The following is a 12,605-nucleotide window of genomic DNA, read 5'->3' as shown; positions in this document are numbered from 1 at the left end:
CCCGCCTCGCGGCGGACGATCACTGTCGAGGACAGCGGCTAGCGGACAGCCACCTCACGAGTCCGATTGCTATACAAGTCTGGACCACCTCCTTTCACGTGTACCGCCACGCTATCGAGTCCCCGAGGGGCTCGGCAACGGATTTCGATCACAGGGCCAAACGGGAATGCTGCGGTCAGGCGGTACGGGCCACGCCGACCGGGCAGCTCATCCCGTTCGGGCCGTGGTTGCAGTACCCGTTCGGGTTCTTGGTCGGTGCCAGGTACTGCTGGTGGTAGTCCTCGGCAAAGAAGTAGCTGCCGAGCGGGGCGATCTCGGTGGTGATCTCACCCTTGCCGGCCCGGGTCACGATCGGCTGGAAGGCGTCCCGCGACGACTCCGCGATGGCCCGCTGCTCGTCGGTGGTCGTGTAGATCGCCGACCGGTACTGGGTGCCCACGTCGTTGCCCTGGCGCATGCCCTGGGTCGGGTCGTGGTTCTCCCAGAAGACCTTCAGCAGGTCCTCGTACGTGATCTTGCTGGGGTCGTACACCACCTGGACGACCTCGGCGTGCCCGGTGCGGCCGGAACACGTCTCCTCGTACGTCGGGTTGGTGGTGAAGCCGCCCGCGTAGCCGGCGGAGGTCGTGTATACGCCGGGCAGCGTCCAGAACAGCCGCTCGGCGCCCCAGAAGCAGCCCATGCCGAAGACGGCCACCTGGAGGCCCTCCGGGAACGGACCCTTCAGCGGGGTGCCCAGAACCTCGTGGCGGTCGGCGACCGGCATCGAGATCGGGCGGCCCGGCAGGGCCTGCTCGGGCGTGATCATCTCGGCGTTCATACGGCGCAGGAACACGGTGGGACTCCTCTCATGCGTCTCCCAGCGTGTAACACCGGTGGGTTCTGCTTCCTTACCCGCGCCACTGTGACTCAGGCCCCGTCGTCGAGGGCGGTGGCGATCCGGTCGGCGTAGGTCTGCGCCTCGGCGTCGTCGGCGTACCGGGTGCGCGGCCAGAAGAAGCCACGCAGCCCGTCACCCTTGGTGCGGGGGACCACGTGGGTGTGCAGATGGGGGACGGACTGGGACACCCGGTTGTTCATCGCCACGAACGTCCCACCGGCCCCCAGACCGGCCTCCACCGCCACGGCCAGCCGCTGAACCAGCGCGAAGTAGCCGGGTAGCAGGTCGGCCGGCAGTTCGGCCAGGGTCACCAGGTGCGTCCGGGGCACCACCAGCACGTGTCCCGCGAAGACCGGGCGGGTGTCCAGGAACGCCACCCCGTCCGGCTCGTCGGCGACCCGGAACGCCGGAACGTCGCCCGACACGATCCCGCAGAACACACACCCGCTCATCGCGCCAGGCTATAGCGCCCATCTGCGCTGACGTGCCCCCCACGTACGCATCGACTGTGGTACTCATTTACGAGTCTGGATCAAGAACATGGGGGGAACGCACGTGCACAGCAAGAGAGGCACGACCCTGGCACTGGCCGTACTGGCCGCCGGGTTGCTCACCGCCGGTCTGCCGGGCCCCGCCCAGGCCGCCCCCGCGCCGACGGCCACCCCGCTGTCGTTGCCGGCGGTGGCCGACGTGGTCTCGGCCGGTGACCGGGTCTTCGTCAGCGGCGGGCCGTCCTCGACCGACGTCGTGGTGGCCAGCGCGACGGGTGCGGTCGTGGGCACCCTGTCCGGCCTGCCCGGCCCGTCCGACCTGCTGCTCAGCGCCGACCGGCAGACCCTCTACGTGGCGCTGCCGACCGCCAACGCCATCGCCGCCTTCGACACCGGCACGCTCGTCGAGTCGGCCCGGTACGACACCGGCGCGGGCGAGTGCCCGTCGTCGCTGGCGCTGACCGGGCGGTACCTGTGGTTCGGGTACGGCTGCGGCGGCTGGGACGGCAACATCGGCCGGATCGACCTGGGCCGCCAGCCGGCGCGGGTGACCACGGGTCTGGACACCGGTAGCGGCTTCTACGGCGCTCCGCTGCTGACCGCGGCCAGCCAGAACCGTTCGGTGCTGCTGGCCGGGCAGCCCGGCCTGAGTCCCGCGTCGGTGTACACGTACACGATCGGCGCGGGGGGTGCGCTCAGCGCGCCGGGCACCAACGAGTTCATGGCGATCGGCAGCAACCTGCGCGACATCGCCCTCGACCCGACCGGCGCCACCGTGTTCACCGCGTCCGGCGCCCCGTACGAGGTGCAGGCGTTCCCGTTCGCCGACATCACCACCCCGTCGGCGACCTACCGCACCGGCGCGTACCCCAATGCCGTCGAGGTCTCGCGCGACGGCACCCGGATCGCCGGCGGCGCGGACGCCTCCTACGACCCGGACGTGTTCGTCTTCTCCCCGGGCGGCACCGAGCTGGCCCACTTCGAGCTGGGTGACGAGCTCAGCCCCGGCGCGCTGGCCTGGGCCCCGAACGGCGCCCGGCTCTACGCGGTCTCCTACGACTGGACCGGCGCCCACCCGGTCACCCTGCACGTCCTGCCCGTCCCGGCCGCCTGAGGGCCGTTCCCGACGCTGAGCCGGAGCGTGGGGTCGGGCCGGACGGTCCGACCCCCGCCCGGAGCGCGGGTTCCGTGCCAGGTCGCCGGGGCGGGGCACTAGCCTCACCAGAATGAGTCACGGCTTCGAGACGCTCGCCATTCACGCCGGTCAGGACCCTGAGGCCCGCACCGGTGCGGTGATCCCGCCGATCTACCAGACCAGCACGTACGCCCAGGACGCCGTCGGCGCGCCCCGGCTCGGCTACGAGTACAGCCGCTCCGGCAACCCGACCCGCGACGCCCTCCAGGAGTGCCTGGCCGCGTTGGAGGGCGGGCCGGTGGGTCTCGCCTTCGCCAGTGGCCTGGCCGCCGAGGACACCCTGCTGCGGGCGGTCTGCCAGCCGGGCGACCACGTGATCATCCCGGACGACGCGTACGGCGGCACCTACCGGCTCTTCGCCCGGGTGGCCCAGCGCTGGGGGCTGGAGTTCACGCCGGCCAAGGTCTCCGACCCGGCTGCGGTCCGGGCCGCCGTGCAGCCCGGTCGTACGAAGATCATCTGGGTGGAGACGCCGACGAACCCGCTGCTCGGCATCGCCGACATCACCGTCCTGGCCGGTGTGGCGCACGACGCCGGCGCGCTGCTGGTGGTCGACAACACCTTCGCCTCGCCGTACCTCCAGCAGCCGATCGCGTACGGCGCCGACGTGGTGGTGCACTCCACCACGAAGTACATCGGCGGGCACTCGGACGTGGTGGGCGGCGCGCTCGTCGTCGCCGACGCCACGCTCGGCGAGGAGTTGCGCTACCACCAGAACGCGATGGGCGCGATCAACGGCCCGTTCGACGCGTGGCTCACCCTGCGCGGCATCAAGACCCTCGGGGTACGCATGGACCGGCACTGCGACAACGCCGAGCGCCTCGCCGCGTACCTCGACGGGCACGCCAAGGTGTCCGAGGTGATCTACCCCGGGCTGCCCTCGCACCCTGGTCACGAGGTGGCGGCCAAGCAGATGCGCCGGTTCGGCGGCATGATCTCGTTCCGGGCCGCCGGCGGCGAGGACCACGCCGTCGAGATCTGCAACCGGGCCAAGCTCTTCGTGCTCGCCGAGTCGCTGGGCGGTGTCGAGTCGCTGATCGAACACCCGGGTCGGATGACACACGCAAGTGCTGCCGGCTCGCCGCTTGAAGTTCCCGGCGATCTCGTGCGACTGTCTGTCGGCATCGAGACGGTCGACGACCTGCTCGCCGATCTGGAGCAGGCGCTGGGCTGACCGCTGGGGAGGACGGCCGTGCAGGACATCATGGCGACCTGGGTCGGGGCGACCGCCAAACAGATCGCCCGGGGCGTACGGCGGGGTGACGTCTCGGCCACCCAGGTCGTCGCCGACCACCTCGAGTACATCGCCTCCGCCGACCGCGAACTGGCCGCGTTCCGCGCCGTTCGCGGCGGCGAGGCGATCACCGAGGCGGAGAAGGTCGACGAGCAGGAGGACCTGGCCAACCTCCCCCTGGCCGGCGTGCCGGTGGCCGTCAAGGAGAACACCCCGGTCGCCGGCCTGCCCACCTGGAACGGGTCGGCCGCCGCGCGGACGGAGGTCGCGGAGGCCGACCACGAGGTCGTCCGGCGGCTGCGTGGCGCCGGCGCGGTGATCCTCGGGGTCACCCGGATGCCCGAGCTGGGGCTCTGGGCGCTCACCGACGACGACAGCGCGGTGACGCGCAACCCGTGGGACAACACGCGTACCCCCGGCGGTTCCTCGGGCGGCGCGGCCGCCGCGGTCGCCGCCGGCCTGGTGCCGATCGCGCACGGCAACGACGGCCTCGGCTCGATCCGGATCCCGGCGGCCTGCTGCGGCCTGGTCGGCCTCAAACCCGGTCGCGGTGTGGTGCCCTGCCAGCTCGGCGCGGACGACTGGTTCGGCCTCACCGAGCACGGCATGCTCACCAGCACGGTCGCCGACGCGGCCGTCGGCTTCTCGGTGCTCGCCGGCCGACGCCCGGAGAAGCTGGTCCCGCCGCAGCGACTGCGGGTGGGCGTATCGCTGCGCTCGCCGGTGCGCGGAGTCTCGCCGGACGAGCCCAACCGGGACGCGGTGGCCGCCGCCGGTCGGCTGCTCGCCGCCGCCGGCCACGACACCGTACCGGCCGATCCGGTCTACCCCACGGCCCTGGGCCTGCAGGGCCTCGCCACCTGGTTCGCCGCGGCAGCCGCCGACGTCCGGGCCGCCGGGCTGGACCGGCGTGGTCTGCAACGCCGTACCCGGCGGCACGTCGCGCTGGGCGAGTGGGCACAGCGACGCGGCTACGTCCGGGAGGCCGACCGGGCCGCCTGGCGGCAGCGGTCCGTCGACTTCTTCACCGACCACTCCGTCGACCTGCTGCTCACGCCCGCCCTGGCGAGCGCGCCGCCGGAGGCCGGCCGCTGGTCGCAGCGGTCCTGGCGGGCGAACCTGTCGGCCAACATCAGGTACGCCCCGTACGCCGCGCCGTGGAACGTCGCCGGCCTGCCGGCGATCGTCGTGCCGGTGGGACGCCGCCCGGACGGCCTGCCGGTCGCCGTGCAGATCGTCGGTCCACCCGGCTCGGAGCTGCTGCTGCTCGGCGTGGCCGGTCAGTTCGAGATGACCGCCCCGTGGTCGCGCCACGCCCCCGGCTATCCCCTCGTCGGAACGGGGTCGCCGGCTAGCGCATGATCGTCTAGCGTGTGCGCGCACCGTCGCGCGAACCACGGGGGACACCAATGCGCTGCCAGACCTGCGGAGACGCCACGTCCTCCGAGCACAACGAATGCCCGCGTTGCTACACGCCGCTCGGCCAGCCGGCGGTCACGCCGGGGCTGGCGACCTACCGCGTACGGGGGATCGGGCTGGCGGCCAGCGTCGCCGTCGGCGCGACCGCCGTGCTCTACCTGGTGGTGGCGCTGTCCCCGCTGATCGGGATGGCGCTGGCCCGGCGGGCCATGGCCGACGACGATCCGGACCTGCTCCTCGGTGTGGTGATCATCAACGTTCTGGTGGCGCTCATCATGGCCGTGGTCTACCTCACCGCCGCCGTCCTGGTGATCATCTGGACCTGGCGGGCGCGCAAGAACACCGATGCCTTCCCCGGCGCACTGCCCACCCTCGGAGCGGGCTGGGCGATCGCCGGCTGGTTGGTGCCGTTCGCGAACTTCGTGGTGCCGGCCCGGGTCGTGGCGGGCGTCGCGCGGGACAGCCTCTGGCAGCGGTTCACGCCCACCCTCGTGAGCGTCTGGTGGTGCTCCTGGCTGGTGTTCAGCGTCGGTGAGCGGCTGAGCAGCCGCGCCGACGACAGGGCGTACGCGAAGCTGCCGGAGACCCCGTTCAACGACGTGGGCTACCAGGCGTACGTCGACCACTACCGGGACTCGCTGCTCCGCAACGCCCTGCCGGCGCTGGGCTGCGGGGTCGCGGCGGTGACCCTGATCCTGCTGATCCACCGGATCTCCGCCGCCCAGGAGGCCCGGATCGCCCGCGCCGCCCCGGCGTGGCCGACCGCCCCGGTCTGGCCAGCACAAGCATGGCCGCCCGCCCCGCCGGTGGTGCCGGCGCAGTCCTCGTCGCCTACCCCGGTGTCGCCGACGGAGCAGCCACCCTCGGGTGGCACGATCGGGGCATGACGGAACTGGTCGGCCTCGACGACGTACGGGCTGCGCGGAAACTGCTCGCCGACGTCGTTCGGACCACCCCGCTGGAGCCCTCCCGGCCGCTGAGCGCGGCGCTGGGCGGGCCGACGTGGCTCAAGTGCGAGAACGTGCAGCGCGCCGGCTCGTACAAGGTGCGCGGCGCGTACGTGCGGATCTCCCGGCTGTCGGCGGCGGAGCGTGAGCGTGGCGTGGTCGCGGCGAGCGCCGGCAACCACGCCCAGGGCGTGGCGCTCGCCGCCGGGCTGGTCGGCACGCACGCGACGGTCTTCATGCCGGTCAACGCGCCGCTGCCGAAGGTCGCGGCCACCAAGGGGTACGGCGCACAGGTCGAGCTGGCCGGCAACACCGTCGACGAGTCGCTGGTGGCCGCGCAGACGTACGCCGAGCGGACCGGCGCGGTGCTCATCCACCCGTTCGACCACCGGGACGTGATCGCCGGGCAGGGCACGGTCGCCCTGGAGATCCTCGATCAGTGCCCCGACGTACGGACGATCATCACGGGGGTGGGCGGCGGGGGCCTGATCTCGGGCATGGCCGTGGCCGCCAAGGCGCTCCGCCCGGACGTACGCATCATCGGGGTGCAGGCGGCGGGCGCGGCGGCCTTCCCGCCCTCCCTGGTGGCCGGCGAGCCGGTCCGGCTGCCGGCGTTCGCCACCATCGCGGACGGCATCGCGGTCGGACGGCCGGGGGAGATCACCTTCAACCATGTCCGCAAGCTCGTCGACGAGATCGTCACGGTCTCCGAGGAGGACATCTCGCGGGCCCTGCTGATGCTGCTGGAGCGCGGCAAGCAGGTCGTCGAACCGGCCGGGGCGGTCGGCGTGGCCGCGCTCCTGGCCGGCGTGGTGGAGGTGGAGACGCCGGTGGTCGCGGTCCTCTCCGGCGGCAACATCGATCCCCTGCTGATGATGCGGGTGATCGAGCACGGTCTCGCGGCGGCCGGCCGCTACCTGCGGGTGACCGTGCGCTGTACGGATCGGCCTGGCCAGCTCGCGTCACTGCTCAGTCAGATCGCCGAGCACCGGGCCAACGTGGTGGACGTGGAACACCAGCGGGCCAACCCGCACCTCGGTCTCGGCGAGGTGGAGGTGGCGCTGTCGGTGGAGACCCGTGGTGTGGAGCACTCCGACACGTTGATCAGCGCGCTGCGGGCCAGTGGCTACCAGGTGGTGTTCGCCGCCGAGGCGTGACAGGCGGTGCCACGCCCCGGCGGCGTTACACCGTAGGGGAGTTGCCGCTCAGCCGGAGAACGGCTCGAAGCTGACCACGGTCACCTTGATGTCGGCGCCACTCGGTGCCGTGTAGGTGCAGGTCTGCCCGGCGCGACCACCCAGGATCGCCTTGCCCAGGGCCGACTCGGGGCTGTAGACCGTCAGGTCGGTGGTGGCGGCGATCTCCCGTGAGCCGAGCAGGAAGGTCTCGGTGTCGTCGGTGTCGTCGTCGAAGTAGATCGTCACCACCATGCCGGGTGACACCGCGTCGGCCGTCGGCGCGGCGCCGACCTTGGCGGTGCGCAGCAGCTCCTGCAGGTAGCGGATGCGACCCTCGGCCTTGCCCTGCTCCTCGCGGGCGGCGTGGTAGCCGCCGTTCTCACGCAGGTCGCCCTCCTCACGGCGGGCGTTGATCTCGGCCGCGATAGCCGGGCGGTTGGCGATGTGCTCGTCGAGCTCGGCCTGGAGGCGGTCGTACGCGTCCTGCGACAGCCAGGTGGCGGGCGCCTCGTTGCCAGTGGACACAGGCGTTCTCCTCGGTTGTGCGTGGCTGGCTGACAGGTGAACTACCAAGTTACCAGTGCGGTACGACACAGCGTGTCGGCGATCACCGGCGGTGTCCGGATCCGACACCCACGGTCGATGCCCGACGACGGCCGCTACCGGGCGATGTCTCCGCAGCTCAGGACGGCGCTCGGCAGCGCAGCACCTCGCCGATGAACGGTCGGGCGCTGGTGTTCAGCCGGTGCCGGGCGCTGACGTGCCGCTCACCCGGGGCGGCGGTCACCGTGACCTCGTCGCGGGCCACCTCGACGCCGGCGCGGTCCCGGGCACGCAGGACGCAGACGGCCGAGCCGCCCTCCGGCACACGCACCCGGAAGTCGACCACCACCTGGTTGTCCGTGATGTCGGTGTACGTGATCACCTGGGCGTCGTAGACCGGGTCGCCGTACTGCCGGTAGAGCCGCAGCGAGATCAGGCTCAGCCCCACCACCAGCACCAGGAGCACCAGGGCGGCCAGCAGCGTACGACGCCGGCCTCCGCCGGGCGCCCGGCGTCGGCCGTAGCGCCCGGCCGGGAAGACCGGCGCGCCCGGTGAAATTGTGGCGTGCGTCTCGGTCACCGGCGGGTATCTCCTGGCGTTGTTGTCGGCGGCATCGGCAAGAATGGCAGGAGTCCATCCTCCCAGCCCGGCCGAATGCCAGGAACGGCAGGTCGGGTCCCGCAGGTGCCGACCGGCGGCGGGGCGGGGGAGGTTCCTGGCAGGTCAGCCGGTCGAGCCCGGCCGGGTCCACCGGCCGGCACAGACGAGGAGCGCCGAAAGTTGGCAGAGCAGCTGCGTCTCATGGCCGTCCACGCGCACCCGGACGACGAGTCGAGCAAGGGTGCGGCGACCATGGCGAAGTACGTCGCCCAGGGGGTCGACGTGCTGGTGGTGACGTGCACCGGCGGTGAGCGCGGCAGCGTGCTCAACCCCAAGCTCGACCGGCCCGATGTCTGGGCCAACATCGCGGAGATCCGGCGGGCCGAGATGGACGCCGCGCGGGCGATCCTCGGCGTCGACCAGGCCTGGCTCGGGTTCGTCGACAGCGGCCTGCCCGAGGGCGACCCGCTGCCGCCGCTCCCCGAGGGCTGCTTCGCCCTCCAGGACGTCGAGGTGGCCGCCGGCCCGCTGGTCCGGCTGATGCGGGAGTTCCGTCCGCACGTGGTGACCACGTACGACGAGGAGGGTGGCTACCCCCACCCCGACCACATCATGTGCCACAAGGTGAGCGTGGCCGCCTTCGAGGCCGCCGGTGACGCGGAGCGCTACCCCGAGCTGGGCGCCCCCTGGCAGCCGCTGAAGCTCTACTACGACATCGGCTTCTCCAAGGCCAAGATCATGGCGCTGCACGAGGCGATGCTCGCCACGGGCGCCGAGTCGCCGTACGAGGACTGGCTCAAGCGCTGGGACGAGCGTCCGGACAAGGGCCCGCGGATCACCACCCGGGTCGACTGCGCCGAATACTTCCCCGTGCGGGACGACGCGCTGCGCGCCCACGCCACCCAGGTCGACCCGGACGGCTTCTGGTTCCACGTGCCAATGGAGATGCAGCAGCGGGCCTGGCCGACGGAGGATTTCGAGCTGGTCCGCACCATGGTGGAGAGCCCGCTGCCCGAGTCCGACCTCTTCGCCGGAGTGCGGGAGACGGCGCACGCGCGCTGATTCCGGCCGGGGCTACCCTGGTAGGCAATCGCACATCGGAGGACGACCATGCTGACCGCTGCCCAGGTGCTCGCGGAGAACAACTTCGGGGACACCCGCACGGGTGGTCTGGCCGGCCCGATGGGCCTCCTCCTCATCCTGCTGCTGGCCACCGCCACCATCCTGCTGATCCGCAACATGAACGCCCGACTGCGGCGTCTGCCCGACCGGTTCCCGCAGCCGGGGCGGCCGGTCGATCCGACCAGGGCCGACGCTTCAGTCGTCGATCCGACAGACGGGACCAGCGCGCATGATTCCTCCGTGCACGCTCCCAATGGGCACCAGCAGCAGCGGAACGGGTAGTCCGCGCGTGATTCACGCCGAACCGGGTGGCGGACCCCTGTTGCGACCACCCGGTTTGGCTTAGCCTTCCGCCGGGGGACCAAAAGTCCCCGAGACGTGCGCGGGAGGGGGCGCCGATGGCCAGCACAGCACCGGCTGCCCGCCGTACCGTCGGTCGGTCGGCTGACGGGGAAGGTCGATGACCTCCGGTCCGGCCGGCGACCCGTTCGACCGGCTCGGGGTGCACGGCATGCCGGTCCGGCTGCGCGTGCTGACGTTCGCGGTGACGCTGACCGCGCTGGTCGCCGCCGCGGTCGGGTTGACGCTTCCGTCCGGGCTGCCGGCCGACGACCCGTTGGGCGGTCCGGCCCGCTTCGGCATCGCGGTCGGTGTCCTGGCCCTGGCCCAACTCGCCCGGCTCCGGTTCCGCGGCGCCGCCGGCATGGTCAGCATCACCTGGGGTGAAGCGGCCCTGATCGTCTGCCTCTATCTCGCTCCGGCCGGCTGGCTTCCGTCGGCCACGCTGATCGGCGCCGGGCTGGCCTGGACGGGATTGTCCCTGCACAGCGACCGCCGCCCGCCGCTGGAGATCGTCCGGATCGCCGCGTCGCTGGCCGCCGCGTCGGCCCTGGCCGTGTCCGTGACCACCGCGCTGGGGCACCCCCTGCTCACCCCTCCCACCCCGATGCTGGCGCTTGCCGTGATCGCCGGGTCGGTGACGTACCTGATGGTGACGGGTTGGCTCGGCGCGGTGAGCCTGAGCCTGCGGCACGGGCTGCCGATCGGCCCGCCGTTGCTGGCCGCGCTGCGCGGCAAGTTGCTGATGTTCGTCGGCAACGTGGCGGTCGGCCTGGTCGTGATCGCGCTGCTGGAGCTGGACCCGCGCTGGTTGCTGCTACTCCCGCCGCTGCTCTGGCTGCTGCAACAGACCTACCGTTACCGCCTGCGGGCGGACCAGGAACGTCGGACGTGGCGAGCCTTCGCCGAGGCCACCGCTGCTCTCAACCAGCTCGACGAGCGGGGCGTGGCCAGCGCGGCGGTGACGGGCGCGCTGGCGCTGTTCAACGCCGAGCTGGTCGATGTCGAGGTGGCCCGGCCCGACGGCAGGTGGCGTCGCTACCGGGGGGACGCCAGCGGGCAGCTGCTCGACCGGGAGGTGGGCCCGCCCGACAAGTCGGAGCCCGACGAGTACGAGTTGGTCCGCCCCCTGTCGGTGGGCGCCGCGCCGGTCGGTCGGCTCCGGGTCCGGTTCCCCCGCTCCGCCCCGCCCACGACCCGCGAACGGGACGCGGTGGCCGCGTTCGGCGACGCGCTCGCCGCCGCACTGCACGACGCCGCGACCCACCGCGAGCTGCGCCTGGTCACCGCCCGATCGTCGTACGAGGCGGTGCACGACGCGCTCACCGGGCTGGCGAACCGCACGGCGATGCTCGGCAAGGGCGACCAGTCGTTGCGGCAGCTCGCACACGACCACCCGGTGGCCCTGCTGCTGTTGGACATCAACCAGTTCAAAGAGGTCAACGACACCCTCGGGCACGCGGCCGGCGACCAGTTGCTGCGGCTGACCGCCAACCGGCTCAGCGCGTTGGCCCGCCCGGGTGACCTGCTCGGCCGGCTCGGAGGCGACGAGTTCGCGCTGCTGCTCACGTCGGTTCCCGTGCTGGGTGACCGGGCCGCGCCCATGGCACACGCGCTGCGTCAGGCCCGTGAGATCGCCGAGCGGCTGGCCGCGCCGACCGAGGTGGCCGGGGTGCGGATGTCCATCGAGGTCTCGGTGGGCGTGGTCGTGGCCGACGCCGGCACCGCCGACCTGACCGAGCTGCTGCGCCGCGCGGACATCGCCATGTACCAGGCGAAGGAGGGCGGCGGCAGCGTCGCCGCGTACGACAGCACCCGGGACGCGGCCAGCACCGACCAGCTCGCCCTGCTCGCCGAACTGCGCGAGGCGCTGAAGGTCGACGACCAGTTGGTGCTGGCGTTGCAGCCGGCGGTCGACCTGGCGACCGGCGCGCCCACCGGGGTGGAAGCGCTGATCCGCTGGCAGCACCCCCGGCGCGGCTGGTTGGGCCCGGCCGACTTCATCCGCCCGGTGGAGAACAGCGAGCAGCTCGGCACGTTCACCCGGTACGTGCTCGACAAGGCGCTCGGGGTGGCCGCCGGCTGGGCCCGCGAGGGGCTGGACGTTCCGATCTCGGTCAACCTGTCCGCGCGTAGCCTGCTCGACCCCCGCCTCCCGGCGGAGATCGGCGACGCGCTGCGCCGCCACCAGGTGCCACCCCGCCGGCTGGTCCTGGAGATCACCGAAACGGTGGTGATGAGCGAGCTGGAGATCATCGACGAGGTGCTCGCCAACCTCCGGTCGATGGGTGTGCAGCTCGCCGTGGACGACTTCGGCACCGGCTTCTCCTCGTTGACCTTCCTGACCCGGATCGCCGTGGACGAGTTGAAGGTGGACCGCTCCTTCGTGATCCGGATGGCCGACTCGCCGGAGGCCGCGGCGATCGTCCGGACCACCGTCGGGCTCGCCCACGAGTTGGGGCTGCGGGTGGTCGCCGAGGGCGTGGAGACGGCCGAACAGCGGCTGGCCCTGGCCGAGCTGGGCTGCACGTCCGCCCAGGGCTACCACTTCTTCAAGCCGATGCCGGCCGACAAGATCGGTGCGGTGCTGGGCACGCTGCGCGACTCGGCCGAGTCGAACGTCTTCCGCCTGCGCGCCGACGGCGCCTCCTGACTG

12 protein-coding genes are annotated in these 12,605 nt (G+C 72.3%); 8 read left to right on the top strand and 4 right to left on the bottom strand.

Annotated features, from left to right (window positions below):
- Positions 1-175 precede the first annotated feature (175 nt).
- A complete protein-coding gene (gene msrA / locus ABZ272_RS06240; RefSeq protein WP_355048824.1) occupies positions 176-835 on the bottom strand; it encodes a peptide-methionine (S)-S-oxide reductase MsrA in 660 nt (219 codons plus the stop codon).
- 74 nt (positions 836-909) lie between these two features.
- A complete protein-coding gene (locus tag ABZ272_RS06235) occupies positions 910-1,332 on the bottom strand; it encodes an HIT family protein (protein ID WP_355048823.1) in 423 nt (140 codons plus the stop codon).
- Positions 1,333-1,435: 103 nt separating this feature from the next.
- On the opposite strand from ABZ272_RS06235, the gene ABZ272_RS06230 reads away from it, so the two are divergent.
- The 5 genes from ABZ272_RS06230 to ilvA all read left to right on the top strand — a co-directional run bounded on the left by ABZ272_RS06230 (position 1,436) and on the right by ilvA (position 7,323).
- Positions 1,436-2,485 (top strand): hypothetical protein, encoded by a 1,050-nt coding sequence (locus ABZ272_RS06230; protein WP_355048822.1) that lies wholly within the window; start codon positions 1,436-1,438, stop codon positions 2,483-2,485.
- A gap of 112 nt (positions 2,486-2,597) precedes the next feature.
- On the top strand, positions 2,598-3,740 hold the full coding sequence (locus ABZ272_RS06225) for a cystathionine gamma-synthase (protein WP_355048821.1): 1,143 nt from the start codon (positions 2,598-2,600) through the stop codon (positions 3,738-3,740).
- A 30-nt stretch (positions 3,741-3,770) separates the two neighbouring features.
- Positions 3,771-5,162: an amidase family protein gene (locus tag ABZ272_RS06220; protein ID WP_355049303.1), complete on the top strand. Its 1,392-nt coding sequence runs from the start codon at positions 3,771-3,773 to the stop codon at positions 5,160-5,162.
- 47 nt (positions 5,163-5,209) lie between these two features.
- Positions 5,210-6,106, top strand: a complete 897-nt coding sequence (locus ABZ272_RS06215; RefSeq protein WP_355048820.1) for a DUF4328 domain-containing protein — start codon at positions 5,210-5,212, stop codon at positions 6,104-6,106.
- On the top strand, positions 6,103-7,323 hold the full coding sequence (gene ilvA / locus ABZ272_RS06210) for a threonine ammonia-lyase (RefSeq protein ID WP_355048819.1): 1,221 nt from the start codon (positions 6,103-6,105) through the stop codon (positions 7,321-7,323). Before ABZ272_RS06215 ends, ilvA begins: the two co-directional genes overlap by 4 nt.
- A 48-nt stretch (positions 7,324-7,371) precedes the next feature.
- On the opposite strand, the gene greA is transcribed toward ilvA, so the two are convergent.
- Together greA and ABZ272_RS06200 are read right to left on the bottom strand one after the other, a co-directional pair.
- The gene (greA, locus tag ABZ272_RS06205) at positions 7,372-7,869 is read right to left on the bottom strand and encodes a transcription elongation factor GreA (protein ID WP_355048818.1); all 498 of its coding nucleotides are present in this window, start codon (positions 7,867-7,869) and stop codon (positions 7,372-7,374) included.
- Positions 7,870-8,026: 157 nt separating this feature from the next.
- Positions 8,027-8,467 carry a DUF4307 domain-containing protein gene (locus ABZ272_RS06200; protein WP_355048817.1) on the bottom strand — a complete coding sequence of 147 codons (441 nt, stop codon included), beginning with the start codon at positions 8,465-8,467 and terminating at the stop codon, positions 8,027-8,029.
- Positions 8,468-8,668: 201 nt separating this feature from the next.
- On the opposite strand from ABZ272_RS06200, the gene mca reads away from it, so the two are divergent.
- From mca to ABZ272_RS06185, 3 genes are all read left to right on the top strand, one after another.
- A complete protein-coding gene (gene mca / locus ABZ272_RS06195) occupies positions 8,669-9,550 on the top strand; it encodes a mycothiol conjugate amidase Mca (RefSeq protein ID WP_355048816.1) in 882 nt (293 codons plus the stop codon).
- A gap of 48 nt (positions 9,551-9,598) precedes the next feature.
- Entirely contained in the window at positions 9,599-9,892 is a 294-nt protein-coding gene (locus tag ABZ272_RS06190) for a hypothetical protein (protein ID WP_355048815.1), read from the top strand.
- A gap of 229 nt (positions 9,893-10,121) precedes the next feature.
- Positions 10,122-12,602 (top strand): bifunctional diguanylate cyclase/phosphodiesterase, encoded by a 2,481-nt coding sequence (locus tag ABZ272_RS06185; protein ID WP_355049302.1) that lies wholly within the window; start codon positions 10,122-10,124, stop codon positions 12,600-12,602.
- Positions 12,603-12,605 lie beyond the last annotated feature (3 nt).

Source organism: Micromonospora sp. NPDC005979 (assembly GCF_040614415.1).
Taxonomy (GTDB): Bacteria; Actinomycetota; Actinomycetes; order Mycobacteriales; family Micromonosporaceae; genus Micromonospora.
The sequence above is the reverse complement of the archived record's forward strand: the minus strand, read 5'-3'. Positions and strand labels throughout refer to the sequence as shown.

Excerpts from the sequence above, each read along its gene's own strand:
- ABZ272_RS06235 (WP_355048823.1), bottom strand. The coding sequence starts at position 1,332 with ATGAGCGGGTGTGTGTTCTGCGGGATCGTGTCGGGCGACGTTCCGGCG.
- ABZ272_RS06225 (WP_355048821.1), top strand. The coding sequence starts at position 2,598 with ATGAGTCACGGCTTCGAGACGCTCGCCATTCACGCCGGTCAGGACCCT.
- ABZ272_RS06220 (WP_355049303.1), top strand. The coding sequence starts at position 3,771 with ATGGCGACCTGGGTCGGGGCGACCGCCAAACAGATCGCCCGGGGCGTA.
- ABZ272_RS06215 (WP_355048820.1), top strand. The coding sequence starts at position 5,210 with ATGCGCTGCCAGACCTGCGGAGACGCCACGTCCTCCGAGCACAACGAA.
- ilvA (WP_355048819.1), top strand. The coding sequence starts at position 6,103 with ATGACGGAACTGGTCGGCCTCGACGACGTACGGGCTGCGCGGAAACTG.
- ABZ272_RS06190 (WP_355048815.1), top strand. The coding sequence starts at position 9,599 with ATGCTGACCGCTGCCCAGGTGCTCGCGGAGAACAACTTCGGGGACACC.
- ABZ272_RS06185 (WP_355049302.1), top strand. The coding sequence starts at position 10,122 with ATGCCGGTCCGGCTGCGCGTGCTGACGTTCGCGGTGACGCTGACCGCG.